This window comes from Mucilaginibacter sp. Mucisp73, from assembly GCF_059491465.1.
In genome coordinates this window covers 2,170,806-2,185,819 of the sequence record NZ_CP168507.1, presented here as the reverse complement: position 1 = coordinate 2,185,819, position 15,014 = coordinate 2,170,806, and the positions used below count along the sequence as shown (strand labels likewise).

At 43.0% G+C, this 15,014-nt stretch carries 5 protein-coding genes; 1 reads left to right on the top strand and 4 read right to left on the bottom strand.

The annotated features are described in order from the left end of the window. Positions 1–70: 70 nt before the first annotated feature. The 3 genes from ACEN82_RS09265 to ACEN82_RS09255 all read right to left on the bottom strand — a co-directional run bounded on the left by ACEN82_RS09265 (position 71) and on the right by ACEN82_RS09255 (position 8,533). A complete protein-coding gene (locus tag ACEN82_RS09265; RefSeq protein ID WP_413318645.1) occupies positions 71–3,643 on the bottom strand; it encodes a VCBS repeat-containing protein in 3,573 nt (1,190 codons plus the stop codon). Between the two features lie 108 nt (positions 3,644–3,751). Then, positions 3,752–5,311, bottom strand: a complete 1,560-nt coding sequence (locus ACEN82_RS09260; RefSeq protein ID WP_090526123.1) for a RagB/SusD family nutrient uptake outer membrane protein — start codon at positions 5,309–5,311, stop codon at positions 3,752–3,754. A 24-nt stretch (positions 5,312–5,335) separates the two neighbouring features. Beyond that, the gene (locus ACEN82_RS09255) at positions 5,336–8,533 is read right to left on the bottom strand and encodes a SusC/RagA family TonB-linked outer membrane protein (protein WP_255485361.1); all 3,198 of its coding nucleotides are present in this window, start codon (positions 8,531–8,533) and stop codon (positions 5,336–5,338) included. A gap of 1,277 nt (positions 8,534–9,810) precedes the next feature. On the opposite strand from ACEN82_RS09255, the gene ACEN82_RS09250 reads away from it, so the two are divergent. Continuing rightward, entirely contained in the window at positions 9,811–10,704 is an 894-nt protein-coding gene (locus ACEN82_RS09250; protein WP_413318648.1) for a sialate O-acetylesterase, read from the top strand. 37 nt (positions 10,705–10,741) lie between these two features. Here the strand turns inward: ACEN82_RS09250 and ACEN82_RS09245 are convergent, their stop codons facing one another. Next, positions 10,742–14,926 carry a hybrid sensor histidine kinase/response regulator transcription factor gene (locus ACEN82_RS09245; protein ID WP_413318650.1) on the bottom strand — a complete coding sequence of 1,395 codons (4,185 nt, stop codon included), beginning with the start codon at positions 14,924–14,926 and terminating at the stop codon, positions 10,742–10,744. Positions 14,927–15,014 lie beyond the last annotated feature (88 nt).

Genomic DNA, 15,014 nt, shown 5'->3' with positions numbered 1-15,014 from the left:
ACACATTATTTTTTCTTAAGACTCTGATCAATATTGAAGGTGTTATATTTTGAATACCACAAGCGGATTATTAAAGCTTAATTTCCCTACACCGGCCATCGTTAGATACAATCTTAACTTTCTGCACGTCCGGGCTTATTTTCAGAAACCTTGCCGATTGTGATAAAAAAGACGAGCCATAATAAAACTCCTGCCGGGTAACCGAACCATCTTTTGCAGATACTTCCGCATAGGCATCCTGCGACCCGATCTTTATAGTTTTTCCCGGTGCGTTGAGCTTTAACAACTTCAAATTGCCGTTATGCTCGCTGGCCGCGAGGTAGTAACGGCTATCTTTCCCCTTAAGTTTTACAAGGGCTTTCCCATCGCCGGGAAAGCAGATCCCGCTTTGCAAAATCGTTAATGGCTTAAATTTCCCTTTGCCATCGCCTTTTAAAAGCAATCCGTTTAAGGCATCGTACCGGCCTACCGAAACATTTGTGCCGTAATCATTCCCGTTAATAGCTACGTCTAAATTGCCATCACCGTCAAAATCATCCACTACCATTCCGTTAATGGCAGAAACCTGCGCATAGTTTGGCAGAGGGTACATTTTGAATTTTCCGTTTCCTAAATTTTCAAGATAGCATGAAGTAAGCGTATTGGCTTTTAATCGCAAAGCATTTTTCAGTTGTTCGGGCGATAACAAATCCTGCAACGTTGCGTGGCCAAAGGATCTGTAATTAACAAACTTTTTCCGGAGACTGACCATTTGCTTAATAGCATCGTCGCGAACAAAAGATGGAAATTCACGTTTCACCCCGTCAGTGTCGGGGAGGAATAGGGATGGAAAGGCATCAGTGGTTTTACGTTTATCAAAATCGCCTGCCGTGATATATACGGGCTCTTTATCGCTGGCTTTGAAAAAACTATTCTTTCCCAGGTTGCCAACAATATAGTCTATCTTACCGCAATGCCTGAAATCGCCGGCCGCGATGGAATTCCACCAGCCGATCTTATCAGCAATACCAGACGCTGCTGTGGAGTTAACGAATTTGCCCCCAACATTTTTGATAAATGTAATGGGCATCCATTCACCAGCTACAACAAGATCCGGCCAACCATCATTATCATAATCTGTAACCAGGGCATCACAGGTTAACCCGAGGTTTTTCAAACAAGGGGCAACTGATGCCGTTACATCTGTAAATTGCAGCTTCCCAGGTTTACTGTCGTTACGTAAGATAAAACAGGATACCGGGTTGGGATAATGCCAGGGATCAACCCGGCCAGTTACCAGCAAATCGAGCTTGCCATCCTTATTATAATCGAACGCTCTGACACATAGCTTACTTGTAAAATTACCGGGTAAGGCACCTTTTTGTTCGCTGAACCGCCCGCGGCCATCGTTGAGGTAGATGCGATCTGCATAATTTTTTGAACCCGGCGCGCTTTCATATCCCCCGCTGGCCATATACAGATCTGGCTTCCCATCGCCATCGGCATCAAAGAACAATAAACTTTCATCTTTATAATTTGCGCTATCCGGTTTTCCATCAATTAAATTTCGCTGATTAAATTTACCGTTAGCCTGCTGCAGGAAAACCTGGGCGGGAAATTTCCTGTTACCGCCAATAGCGATATCATCAAGCCCGTTGCCATCAATATCTTCGGCTGCAAGCGCCGGAGCGTACGCCGAAAATTTGTGAGGCAATAATTTCTGAATGGTAAAATCCGGAAAATCATCCTCCTTGTGCCTGTAACTAATACCTGCCGTGCCTGTAACTTCAGTAAACATTGCCCCCTTGTTTTTTTGGGGTATAACCCAACTATAAGCCTGACGCGCATCATTGATATTTACTTTCAGCGTTTGGTTAGCGCTTACATTTTTTAATACCTGCTTATAATTATTCGACCATCTCACTACTACAGAATCGAGCTTTTTGACATTGCCGAGGCCAAAGTGCGCGACGTTTTGGATAGAAGATAAATATCCACGATAAGGATTGTTCTCGTATACCTGGTGTTGCTTGCCTGCATAATAGATATCTACCCAGGCACCAATGCCATCCCTGTTAAAGTTGTTGCCATTCAATTTTACCTGCAGATAATTTGATGGTTTGGAAGTAAGCACCCGGCTATTATTCTTATAGATAAGCGCTTCGTCATTGATGTTATTGATCACCATATCCATTGCCCCGTCATTGTTCAGATCAGCATAAGCGGCGCCGTTTGAAAAGGTCGGTAAATCCAATCCCCATTGGCTGGAAACATCACCAAAGTTTAGGTCGCCATTATTTTGAAAAGCATAATTATGGATCTTGACTGTAGGAATCTGGTCAATAACAGTTTTTTTTGAGGCTGTGGAATAAGGATTGTTTCGGTAAACGATAAAGTCATGATCAGTAACATCCTTCGGAAATCCATTGGTTACAATGATATCGCGATAACCATCATTGTTGAAATCTGTTATCAAAGGAGTCCAGCTCCAGTCGGTCTCTGTAACTCCGCTCAAGAACCCGGTTTCACTGAATACGGGGTTCTTGATAGAATCATTCTGCCCCAATCCCGGCCCCCGGTTTATCTGCAAGGTGTTACGTGCATATTGATATTGGTATGCATAATGATTAAATAACTCATACGACTGGTAGCTTTCCGGCATCGACATCATTTTTTTCCGGTAATTATCCGGTGGTGACATGTCCAGTTCAAATACATCGGCCAAACCATCGTTATTTAAATCTTCGATGTCCTGCCCCATCGAGTTCATCGAGGTGTGCTTAAAGTATTCTTTAGATCTGTTGGTGAATGTACCATCACCATTATTGATGTAGAGGATATTGGGCGATATAAAATCGTTGGTAACATAAATGTCCCTCCACCCGTCTTTGTTTATATCCACAATTGTTGCCGCGTGCCCATAGCCTTCAATGGATATACCGGCTTTTTTGGATACATCGCTAAACACCGGGTGTTTAAGTTGGGCATCCCATTTGCTTTCATATAACCTCCCTGTACTCTTACCGCTGCCGTCCGCAATTATCGGGCGAAACTGGTTTGCGTAATAGCCGTCCCCTGGCCTGTTAACGGTAAGATACATGTCCAGCTTGCCATCATTATTGTAGTCAAAAAAGGTTGCCATGGTAGAATATGCGTGTATATTTAGGCCATATTCTTTGCCTTCTTCCTTAAAGTGCGGTACCCCCTCTTTATCTGCCCCTTTGTTTATGTAAAGCAAATTTTGCCTTTTAACGCTATCCTGTAGCAGCGAATTGCATACATAAATATCCTGCAAGCCGTCATTATTAATATCAATAACGGCAACGCCTCTGCCCCATTTTCCTAAACCATTAACGCCGGCTTTATCGGTGATATCATCGAACTTGAAGTCGCCACGGTTGAGGTACAGCTTGTTTGATACCATATTACCCGAAAAGTAAATATCCTGCAAGCCGTCGTTATTAAAATCACCTATACCAACTCCGCCACCATTGTAAACGTTGGCATTGTCAATCGGGTTGATAGAGTCGTTTTCGGTAATTAAATTATTGAAAGTAACGCCCGAATGCGAAGACGGTATCAATTCGAACAGTGTTGCTTTCTTTTTAGCGCATGAAAAAAGAACAACACTAACGAGTAATAAAGCCGGGTAAAATTTCTTCATTTATAAATTGGTTTATATGGAAAAGATAGGCTGCTATGCACAGCCTATCTCTTTTAACAAGTCCGAAACTCTATACTTTTTAACTGCTATATATAAGCAAGTTAAGTATTAATAGCCAGGGTTTTGATGTCCGTTTACCTTAGGGTTATTATCCAGCTCAGCCTGAGGAATTGGCAATAGTTCATCTCTTCCTTTTCTGAAATATGGGAATGGGTCAGTGGTGAAGTATTGCTTTTTCCTCCAGCGAAGGATGTCGATATTTCGTATTTCTTCGCAACCCATTTCTACCATTTTTTCGTGCATGATGGCTTTTACCACATCAGCTTTTGACGCTACAGGAAATTGCGCTGTTGGATAAAGAGGCATAGCAACATCCGCACGTGCACGAACCATATTGAGGTAGTTAATTGCTGCAGGAATATTACCCAGCTCATTTTCACATTCGGCCAGCATCAATAAAACCTCGGCATAACGGATAATGCGTTGATTATTGCCGCCCGGGTGGAAACCCGCTGCCGGCAAACCTTCCTTGTAAATGATCATGAACTTACGGAAACTAATCTTTTTGGTAACACCGTTCATCACCGAAGAATTACCGTTCTGGTCGCCGTCTGTTAGCACCGACGCACCTTTATTATAAGTGTCGCCCGATTGGTAACAGGTGTAGTGAAAACGGGGATCAGATTTGGCCGCGCCGGTAGCAGTGTTCTCAAATTCGTTAATCAATTTGTTTGACGGAATAAGATTTCTCCATGCTATCGGGTTATATTCCTGGTTACGTACAGTAGACTGCGCTTCAGTAGGACTGTCACCGCCCCAGTTAAATCCGCCGTCGCCTTTGTCAACAAAAACGATCTCGAAGATGGATTCGCTATTGAATTCGGTCTCCTCCTCAAAGTTGTCGAGATACCTGGCAGTAAGGGTATAGCCGTTTGCTCCGGTTGTCGGGATCTTTAAAAGCGCAGCTTTAGCACCGGCATAATCACCGGTTTGCATTAATACGCGGCCCAGCATAGCATTTGCCGCAGAAGCGGTTGCCCGGCCTTTATCGGTACCGGTTTTTTCAGGAAGAACGGCTGCTGCATCCTGAAGATCTTTAACAATTAAGGCATAAACCTCTGCTTCGGATGAGCGTGGCTGAAAATCGCCAACTGCCTTAGCAGGCGTTGTATAAACCGGCACCCCTCCCCATTGTGAAACCAGGTCGAAATAAGCCCAGGCGCGCAAAAACTTAGCCTCGCCAACCAACCGGTCACGCAGGGCCGTGTTATCAGTTACATTAGGCCCATTCGCAATAACTACATTCGCCCTGAAAATAGTTGTGTACCAGGTATTCCAAACAGAGTTCATCACCGAGTTGGCAGGATCAACATTACCGTTAAGCATCTGTCCCCTTGGGGCTTCAAGCTGCCCGCCGCCGCTTGCAACCTCGTCACTTCTGAGGTCGTGAATAAAAAACCACTCTCTTGATACCAGCCCCAGGCTATGTATGGCAACATAAATAGCGTTTACCCCCTTGGTTAACTGATCGCTGGTTTTGTAGTATTGGTTCGTTGTTACATTATTAGGGTCGCTGGTGTCAAGGGACCCTTTTTTGCAGGAGTTAACCGTTGCCGTTACCATAATAGCTGTAAGGGCCGACCATATGTATATTTTCTTCGTTTTCATTGCTGTATCTTTTTAAATTAATCGTTAAAAGGTCGCCTGTAAACCCAGCTGAACTGTTCTTGGCTGCGGATACTGGCCGTAATCAATACCATTGGTAAGGGTACCATTACGAGAGCCGATTTCGGGATCAAGACCTTTATATTTAGTAAATGTTAAAAGATTGGTTGATGCCACGTAAATCCTGAGCCTGTTCAACGCGTTGTCTGTTTTTGACTTTAACCATGAGGTTGGGAAATTATAGCCTATCTGCATGTTTTTAACCCGCAGGTATGAGCCACTTTCAATCCACCTGGTTGAAGGCCTTTTGTTGCCGTTCGGATCGCCTGAAATGGCGCGCGGAATATTTGTGTTGGTATTTGTAGGTGTCCATGCCTTTAACACATTGGTACCGGCATTAAAAAGCCTTGGCATGCCTTCGAGGATAATCCTTTCGCCATTAAATATCTTGTTGCCATAAACGCCCTGGAAAAAGACTATCGCATCGAAATTTTTATAGGAAGCGCTGTAGTTTAACGAGTAGGTGAATTTTGGCAGATAGCTACCAATAAAAGTGCGGTCAGCATCAGTGATAACACCATCGTGGTTTATATCCCTGAACTTGATATCGCCGGGAGCGGCATTCGTTTGCTTTGCTGAATTAGCAACTTCACCGGCGTTTTGGAATATCCCATCTGCAATATAGCCAAAGAATGATTGAACCGGCTGCCCAACTGCTGTTTTGGTTATAGGATCACCACCGCCATAATCCGCGTCGCCGCCGGCGGTAATGGAAGCATTGGCGGTACTAAGCGTTAAAACCTTGTTTCTGTTGAGGGAAAAATTTCCGGTAATATCATATTTAAATTCGCCGTGTGTTTTATGATAACCTAAACTAACTTCAAAACCGCGGTTACGCATTGAACCCACGTTAGCTAAGGTCCCGGTACCGTTAAAACCGAGGCTGGGCGAGGTAGGTACTGTTAATAGAAGATTATCGGTTTTCCTGGTATAAACCTCGGCAGATAATGTAAAGACATCCTGGAACAAGCCCAGATCTAAACCAATGTTGGTTTGTTTAGTTGTTTCCCATGACAAATTGAGGTTACTTAAACCACTGTAAAACGAAGCATTTCCAAGATCGGCCAGTGAACCGTTGAACGGATAGGTAGCTATGTTAGATGATATCGGTTGCAAATAAGGATAATTACCCAATACAGTGCCATTGATACCTGTTACACCATAACCGGCCCTCAGCTTTAATGACGAAACCGACTTGAGCGACTTCATGAAATCTTCCTGGTCTACCTTCCAGCCTAATGACGCGGCAGGGAAACTTTCATGTTTATGCCCCGGCGCAAATACAGATAAACCGTCGCGACGTATAGAGCCTGATATCAGATATTTGCCTTCAAAATCATAACCCAAACGGGCTACTTCTGAAACGAGGAGATTGGTGCCGTAGGTATAATTAGTGAAAAGATTAGTCGCGCCATTCAGTGTCCTTACCGTATTGGTATTTTGGTTACCCGAAGAAACCTGGTTGTCGCCGCGTGAGCTTTGGGCCTCGTAAACTAAAACGGCATTAACATGGTGCTTGTTGCCGAACGTTTTATCGAAAGTAAGCTGCTGCGAGTACAGTTGCGTGGTGCTGGTGCCCCTGGTGTAATTAATAACCGCGGTTGGCGATTGAGAGGTACCACCGTCATTATAAATAGGCGTGTAAGTATTATTCATGTTGCTGCCATAGTCAATACCATAAATTGATTTAAAGTTAAGCCATGAAGTAAACTTCAGCGTAGCGTAAGCATTACCGTGGATAGTATAACCGTGATTGGTATTATCAATCAGTTTGGCTGCCTCAATCGGATTGGTCGGGTCCGAGCCATCGAAACTATTTTGTGGCCCCATAAACCCGCCGGCGTTATTTGGATTGTAGATTGGCAGATATGGCTGCATCCTCACCACATTTGTTATGGCAGACCGGTTACCCGCATCTACGCCGTAACGCTGATGATTGATGATGGCATTGAATGTTTCGCCAAACGACAGGATTTTACTGATCGTATGATCGGCGTTAACCCGAATTGCCTTGTGGTAGGCACTCAAGCCCTGGGCGATACCCTGCTGATCGAAGTAATTTGCCGAAGTATAAAAGCGGGTCACCGCGTTGCCACCGCTCAATGCCACATTGTGCTGCTGGATAGGAGCATTACTCCTGAAATACGCATCCTGCCAGTTGGTATTTGTTTGAGCAAAGGTTTGGGAACTACCCGCATAAATTGGTTTGTTAAAGTTTTCTGGCAGCAGGCGCGGCGGTATGGCTATAACAGGAGTGGCAGAACCGTTAAGCGCACGCTCATATTGCAGGTATTGCTGGGTATTAAGCAGGTCATACTTTTTAATAACGTTTTGTATGCCATAGTATGAGTCGATTGTAACCTCTGTGCGGCTATTGTTGCTCCCTTTTTTAGTGGTTATAATAATAACACCATTTGTACCCCTGGAACCATAGATCGCCGCAGCACTCGCATCCTTCAACACGTCGATACTTTGAATATCTTTAATATCAACGCCTGTGAGGCTACCCGGGTACCCATCAACGATGTATAAAGGATCAGATCCGAAATTCACGGAGCTAATACCACGCAATGAAATAATAGCCCCGGTTCCCGGACCGCCATTATTGGTAACAGTAAGACCGGCTATACGGCCTTGCAAAGCTTCAATGCCACCCACAGGCAAAGAGGCAAGAGTTTTGCCGCTAACCGATGAAACCGCTCCCGTTACCTTAGCACGTTTTTGCGATCCGTAACCAACCACAACAACCTCTTCCAGGTTCTTGGTATCTTTTTTCATTTGCACCTTTAGCTCGGCAGCGCTGGTAACCGTTATCTCTTGCTGTGCAAAGCCAATTAACTTGAACACCAGCACCGCTGAATTTCCGGGCACTGCTATTTTGAAGTTACCGCCGGCATCAGTAGTTACGCCTTGTGTTGTGCCTTTTATGGAAACCGCTACGCCGGGCAGGGGTTGGTTATCGTCATCAGTAACTTTGCCCGAAACGTTGAATGCAGGCTTCATCTTCAAAGCGCCATTTTTGTTAATGGTAATGCCATTTAATGAACCTGCCGAACCACGATTATGTGCAATTGACACCGATGGCATTGCGAGCGCGCATCCGGTTAAGATGAGCGTAGCGTAACGCCATTTGTTATTATAAATTTTTTGTAAAGAATACTTCATGTTATTAAGGTTTAAAATTTTCGATTCGATTAAGGAAACGTTGACCTAATTTGCTCTCGGGGCAACATTTACCGATATCGTTTAAGCTGTAAATGCCTAAAATTATCCTGGTGTCACCTAATGGTAACTACCGGATTTAAATGAACGACGAAACCTATCCGTTAGCTGTTCCGTACTTATCCAGGACCTGAAAATCTCTTTTTTGTCTTTCCATAATTTTTTTCGTTAGTTAATTGATTGATAATTGATATGTAGGTTTTATTAGTTTTCAATTTCAAATGGTATCCCACGCCGAACCGGGCAGCAAATGACAAATGCCACGAATGCTCCATTATTGGTCAACATGTTTATAATTGGTAATCTGTACGTTGTAATGCAACGGTACTTATTGTTACAGCCGGCTAAAAGCAGATTGTAATAACAGGGGTAAAATTATCTTTCGCGGTTTAGCAGGTAGCGCAGTATTTATCTTAATCTTACAACATTTGTTTAAGCAAGTTCCCTACAACAAGGTTTTCTTTCCATGTTAAAACAGTTTTCCCGCATGATATATGACGTGCCTCAATGTAGATTTTTGAGACCGATAAAAATTACAAATAATTGATTTTAAGGTATTTAAATACAAAACAAAAATCAAAACGAGTTGAACACTGGTGATTTTATTTACCAGAAACTGGCACCGGCTTGTTAATTTGAAGGCAAAAATACCGCCAACAACAATCGATTGCGAAACTTGCCCGAAACACGGTATTTAGGTATTGTTAAAACAATAAATCTTATTGATTTATAGCTATAGAAATAATAAATATTTTTAGCATACCTGCTTACAGGAAACAAATAAGGACAGCCTCGCGCTGTCCTTACAACCAATTTTAAAAAAAGAAAAGTAATAAAGGTGAGGTATTATATCTTGTAAGTATGCTGATAAAGTATTTGCGCGTTAAGGCAAATGCTACAAATAATTATCGATTATACCGGTAAACTTTGTTAAGGTTATGTAGTCCAGGATTAGTACACCTCAAGCAATCAAATGTATTAAGGATGGTAAACTTTAAATGACACACATGTTGAAAAGGTTAACACATTGGTTTACTAAACGCACAGTCGCTCCCCCATTTCTAACTTATTGCTGTTCTTTGTAGACTATTGCAAAATGCCCTAAACAATTGTTATAGCACTTTCAACAATTGTTGTAATAGTATGATTATAGGTTGGCCTATTTTTATCAGCAAGCCGGCCGGCAATTTTGACTGCCGCGAAACCTAAAAGAACATCAAATGAATCTAAGGATCTTTTCTCTTACCCTGTTGGCAGTCGTCTTGTTATTTGTTGGTAATGCATCAGCCCAAAACAAAAAGTTTTATATTTTTTTGTGCTTCGGCCAATCAAATATGGAAGGTAACGCACGCATACAGCCACAGGATACCGTAGTTGATCCGCGTTTACAAGTACTGGAAACTGTGGACTGCTCTAACCTTAAACGGGCAAAGGGCAACTGGTACACCGCCGTACCACCATTAGCACGCTGCAATACCGGCCTCACCCCTGCCGACTACTTTGGCCGTACTCTAATAGCCACCCTGCCTCCTGATGTAACAGTTGGTATTGTGAACGTATCGGTAGCTGGTTGTAAAATTGAATTGTTCCAAAAAGACAGTTATAAGGACTATGCAGCCACCGCCCCCTCCTGGATGGTGAACATGATTAACGAATATGGAGGCAATCCTTACGGCCATTTAGTGGAGATGGCCAAACTGGCACAAAAATCCGGTGTAATTAAAGGCATCTTGCTGCACCAGGGCGAATCTAACCCAAATGATACGCTTTGGACACTGAAAGTGAAAGGCATTTATGATATGCTATTAAAAGATCTTCACCTGAAGTCCAAAAAAGTTCCCTTGCTGGCTGGCCAACTTGTTAATAAAGACCAGGGTGGCAAGTGCGCTGCTATGAACCACATAATTGATAAGCTTCCTGAAGTTATCTCCAACGCATATGTGATCAATTCAAGCGGCTGCCCGGCCGCATCAGATAAGCTGCACTTCACCGCTGAGGGTTATCGAGTTTTAGGCACCCGATATGGATTACAAATGCTCAATCTGCTGGGTTACAAAGCACCAGCCACCATCTATCCTATACAAGTTCAAACAACAGGGAATGCCGGCAGGTAACATCGATATTTTTCTATCCGATAAAATGAAAACTTTCTTAAGCCACACTTTTGACATCTATTTTCTTCACCCGGTACTCGGATGGCAGAACATTATATTTTGCCTTGAATGATTTGGTAAAATAATGAGGCGTCGAAAAACCGATGGAGTATGCTATCTCTGCAATGGTCAAATCGGTTTTTTCGAGCAGTATGGCTGCTTTGTCCAGTTTTATGGAGCGGATAAACTCCACAGGTGGCTCGCCGGTTAGTTCGGTGATCTTGCTATAGAATGATCCCCTGCTCATACTAAAATGATGGCTGATCTCCTCGACGGAAAATTTAGGGTTGTTGATGTTTTTCTCAATATACATCACCACATCTTTAATGAACCGTTCTGACGAGGATTCGATATCCATGTCTGCCGGGATAACTTTTATTTTTTTCTGATAGGTTTCTTTAAGCGACTTATTTAGATGAAGCAGGTTTTTAATTTTGATATTCAGGATATCGAAGTTGAAAGGTTTGGTCAGGTAATCGTTCACGCCCAATTCCAGCCCTGCAAGTTGCTCTTTTTGGCTGGCCATTGCCGTTAATAATATAATGGGAATATGGCTGGTCCTTTTATCGGCCCTAAGTTTACAACTTAGCTGAATCCCATCCATATATGGCATACTGATATCACTAACTATCAGGTCGGGATGTACGGCAAGTGCTTTATGCCACCCTTCACGGCCATTAGCCGCCTCCGAAACTTTGTAAGTTGCAGCCAGGCTTTCTGACAAGTATTGCCTCATTTCATCATTATCTTCAATGACCAGAACATGGAGCCGGTTAACACCTGTGGCAATCGCCGTCTTCGGTTTATTGTCCCTGTCATCGTCGATAACAACTGGGGCAGCCTCAGGCGTATTTTGCTCAAGCATTGCTGTCTCCGATAGATTAATTACAGGCAATAATATCGATAAGGAGAAAATTGAGCCTTTGCCTAATTCACTTTTCACACCAATCTCGCCGCCATGCAACTGCACAAGCTCGCGTGTTATCGATAAGCCTATCCCGCTTCCCTGGTTAAGTATGGCAGGCTGGGCATCTGCCTGATAAAACCTGTCAAAAACATGCTTAACCTGCTCGGCTGCTATACCGGTACCTGTATCCGCAACCGAAATACCCAAGCGGTATGAATTGCCGTCTTCTGATATAACAGGGGCGGTAACTTCAACAGTAATTTGCCCGCCAGGCATCGTAAATTTAAATGCGTTGGATAGCAAGTTAAATAATATTCGCTCCACTTTATCATGATCAAATTTTACAAATAACCTTTCCCCGGCAGTTTTAAATACCGTAACAATTTTTTTTCTATTGGCCAGGTCATAAAACGAATCTGCTACTTCGCGAACAAAAGAAATAAACTCTCCCTCAACCAAATTCAACTTAAGCTCATTCTCTTCAAGTTTCCTAAAATCGAGCAGTTGGTTAACCAGGTTAAGCAACCTGCGCGAGTTTCTTTTAATAACACCTAATTGTTCGGTAACAGGCCCGCTGTTAGGCTGCTCCAAAAGCTTATCAACAGGCGCCATTATCAAAGATATCGGTGTCCGGAATTCATGGCTCAGGTTGGTTAAAAACTTAATTTTCATCTCGTCCAGTTCATGACGGGCTTCGGCTGCTTTACGTTCCTGCTCATCGTGCAATTTCTTTTTAAGCTTTTTAACACCCTGCCTGCGGATGAGCAACAACACGCCAAAGGCCAGCAAAACATAAAGCACATAAGCGTATATAGTCATCCAAAAAGGCGGCTTCACTATAATTTTCAACGATGTACCGGTATCATTCCATTTACCATCATTATTGGATGCCCGTACCCGGAACGTGTATTCTCCCGGATCAAGGTTGGTATAACTGGCCGTTGTTGATGTTCCTGCATTTTTCCAGGTATTGCTAAATCCCTCTAAAATGTACGAATATCGATTTTGCTGTGGAAGGGTATAATTAAGCGCCACAAAGTTTATGGAGATGTCTTGTTTATACTTTATGGTGATCTCTTTTGCCTCACTGATATTAACAGGCAAGGGGTTATCACGGTTGGGCGAAATACGTTTATTATCTATACTAAGCGTAGTTAATACAACCGGGGGCAGATTTTTATTAAGCCTTACATCTGATCCTTTAAAATAATTGAAGCCGTCGACGCCGCCAAAGTAAAGCGTGCCATCTGCGGCAATAATACCCGACCCGTTTAAAAAAACATTGTTTTGAAGCCCGTTATCGTTACAATAAACATAAAGTTTCTGATCAGCAGGATCAATTCTCCCGATACCCTGGTTTGTACTGAACCAAATATTATTGGTTTTATCCTGCAAAATTTTACAAATTACACCGTTCGGCAACTGGCTATTGTATTTAAACGGGGTTATTTTTTTAAGCCGATGATCATAAAAGAAAAGGCCATCGCCGTTGGTACCTATCCACATATTGCCGTTAGTATCGCGTTTTAAAGACAACACCTCTGCTATAGGCAAACCTGTATTGATTGGATTAAGTGTATCGAACACTTTGGTAGCCGGGTTATAAATAGCGATGCCCGTACCGTACGACCCGATCCACATATTACCGTCATTATCCTCTTCAAAAGCCCTGATATAACCATTTGATGGCATTTTATAGCCTTTTACGGAGACTAAGGCAGGTTTAAACCGGCGGAAGCTATCAGCCTTCGCGTCAAAAATATCGATACCCGCGCCGTTAGTACCTATCCATACATTACCAAACCGGTCTTCCTTGAAGCAGAAAATGTTATTTTGACTAATATTTAACTTTCCGGTACCGCTGGTGAATTGTGTATAGCCATTGTTTGCGGTATTGAGTTTAAAAAGTCCGTGGCCAAATGTTCCTATCCAAAGTTGTTTTTTATGATCCAATAACATAGCCAGAACAGGCAGGCCTGCCGAATTTATTTTTTCCTTCGGCTGAATAGCGATATGAGTGAAACGGTTGGTTTTGTTGTTGAAAATGCTAAGGCCGCCGCCGTCTGTCCCCACGTATAGCTCATTGTCATTTTTTTGCGCGAAAGATGATACGATTGGCGCGCGTAAACCGTAAGGGTCTAACTCAGTGGGTTGCACATAATTAAACAATGTGAGGTTTTTGTCGTATTTATTGATGCCGCCCATATAGGTACCCACCCAATAAATGCCTTTAGGATCGATATAAATGCTGCGGATGGATTTACTGTTAAGGCTGTACGGATCGCGCGGGTCATGGCGGTAACGGATGGATTTCCCGGTGTGGATATCCATAACATTCAAACCGCCTTCGGTACCAACCCAGATGTGGTCTTTATCATCAGCGGCAATGCTGTAAACAATGTCACCACATAGCGACGTCTCATCCTTATCATTATAACAGTAATTAACAAAGTGTTCACCATCCTTATCCAGGCGGCTTAAGCCATTAGCTGTACCTACCCACAAATTGCCCGCTTTATCCTCCGAAACTGTCATTACAACATCCGAGGGTAAACTACGGGTATCGTTTTTTTGATGACGGAAGGCTTTAAAACCTTTATGCGTATCATCATATAAATACAAACCTAAATTGGTACAAATCCATATCCTGCTGTAACTATCCTCAAAAATACAGCCCATGCTTTTAACAGGTATCTGCCCTGGTTTGCCTGTCCCGGTTTCAAAATGGCTGATATATTTACGATCGGGGCTGATCACATCAAGGCCGTTTACCGTTCCCACCCAGATCTCATTTTTATCGTTTGCACAAACGGCGGTAATAACACCCTGGCTTAAACGCTGCCCTTTTAAGGGCGAACTAAAGCTTTTAAAGTCATCTGCTGTCTTATCGTAATAATACAAACCAAAACCGATAGTGCCTACCCATAGCGTACCGGCACGGTCCATGCTGATACTGCTTATTTCATAGGAACCTGGCTCTACCTGCCTTTTGGCGCCCAATGTATAAACTTTAAACTTCCTTCCGTCATACCTGTTCAGGCTTTCGGAGGTGCCAACCCACATCATCCCGTTATTATCTTTTACGATGGCATTTACGGCGTTACCCATTAACCCTTGCCTGGTGGTTAATGCGGTAAATTTCAGGTTAGGCTTTTGAGCATTTGCCAGGAAACTGAGGTTGGCCAAAACGACTAAGGTGAGTATAACGCGCACAGTGCCTGCCAGCACTGTATTGATCTTTTTGCGAATACACAAATCGGGTACAGAATGCATCATAACAAACAGGTTACTTTTTTCCGGAGCGGATAACCCGCAGGAAAAAATTGTTGATGAACTATGGTTTTAAAATTGGTGTGATTGATGT

What these genes read in the sequence shown, in the direction of transcription:
- ACEN82_RS09265 (WP_413318645.1), bottom strand. Translation starts at nt 3,643, where the DNA reads ATGAAGAAATTTTACCCGGCTTTATTACTCGTTAGTGTTGTTCTTTTT.
- ACEN82_RS09260 (WP_090526123.1), bottom strand. Translation starts at nt 5,311, where the DNA reads ATGAAAACGAAGAAAATATACATATGGTCGGCCCTTACAGCTATTATG.
- ACEN82_RS09255 (WP_255485361.1), bottom strand. Translation starts at nt 8,533, where the DNA reads ATGAAGTATTCTTTACAAAAAATTTATAATAACAAATGGCGTTACGCT.
- ACEN82_RS09250 (WP_413318648.1), top strand. Translation starts at nt 9,811, where the DNA reads ATGAATCTAAGGATCTTTTCTCTTACCCTGTTGGCAGTCGTCTTGTTA.
- ACEN82_RS09245 (WP_413318650.1), bottom strand. Translation starts at nt 14,926, where the DNA reads ATGATGCATTCTGTACCCGATTTGTGTATTCGCAAAAAGATCAATACA.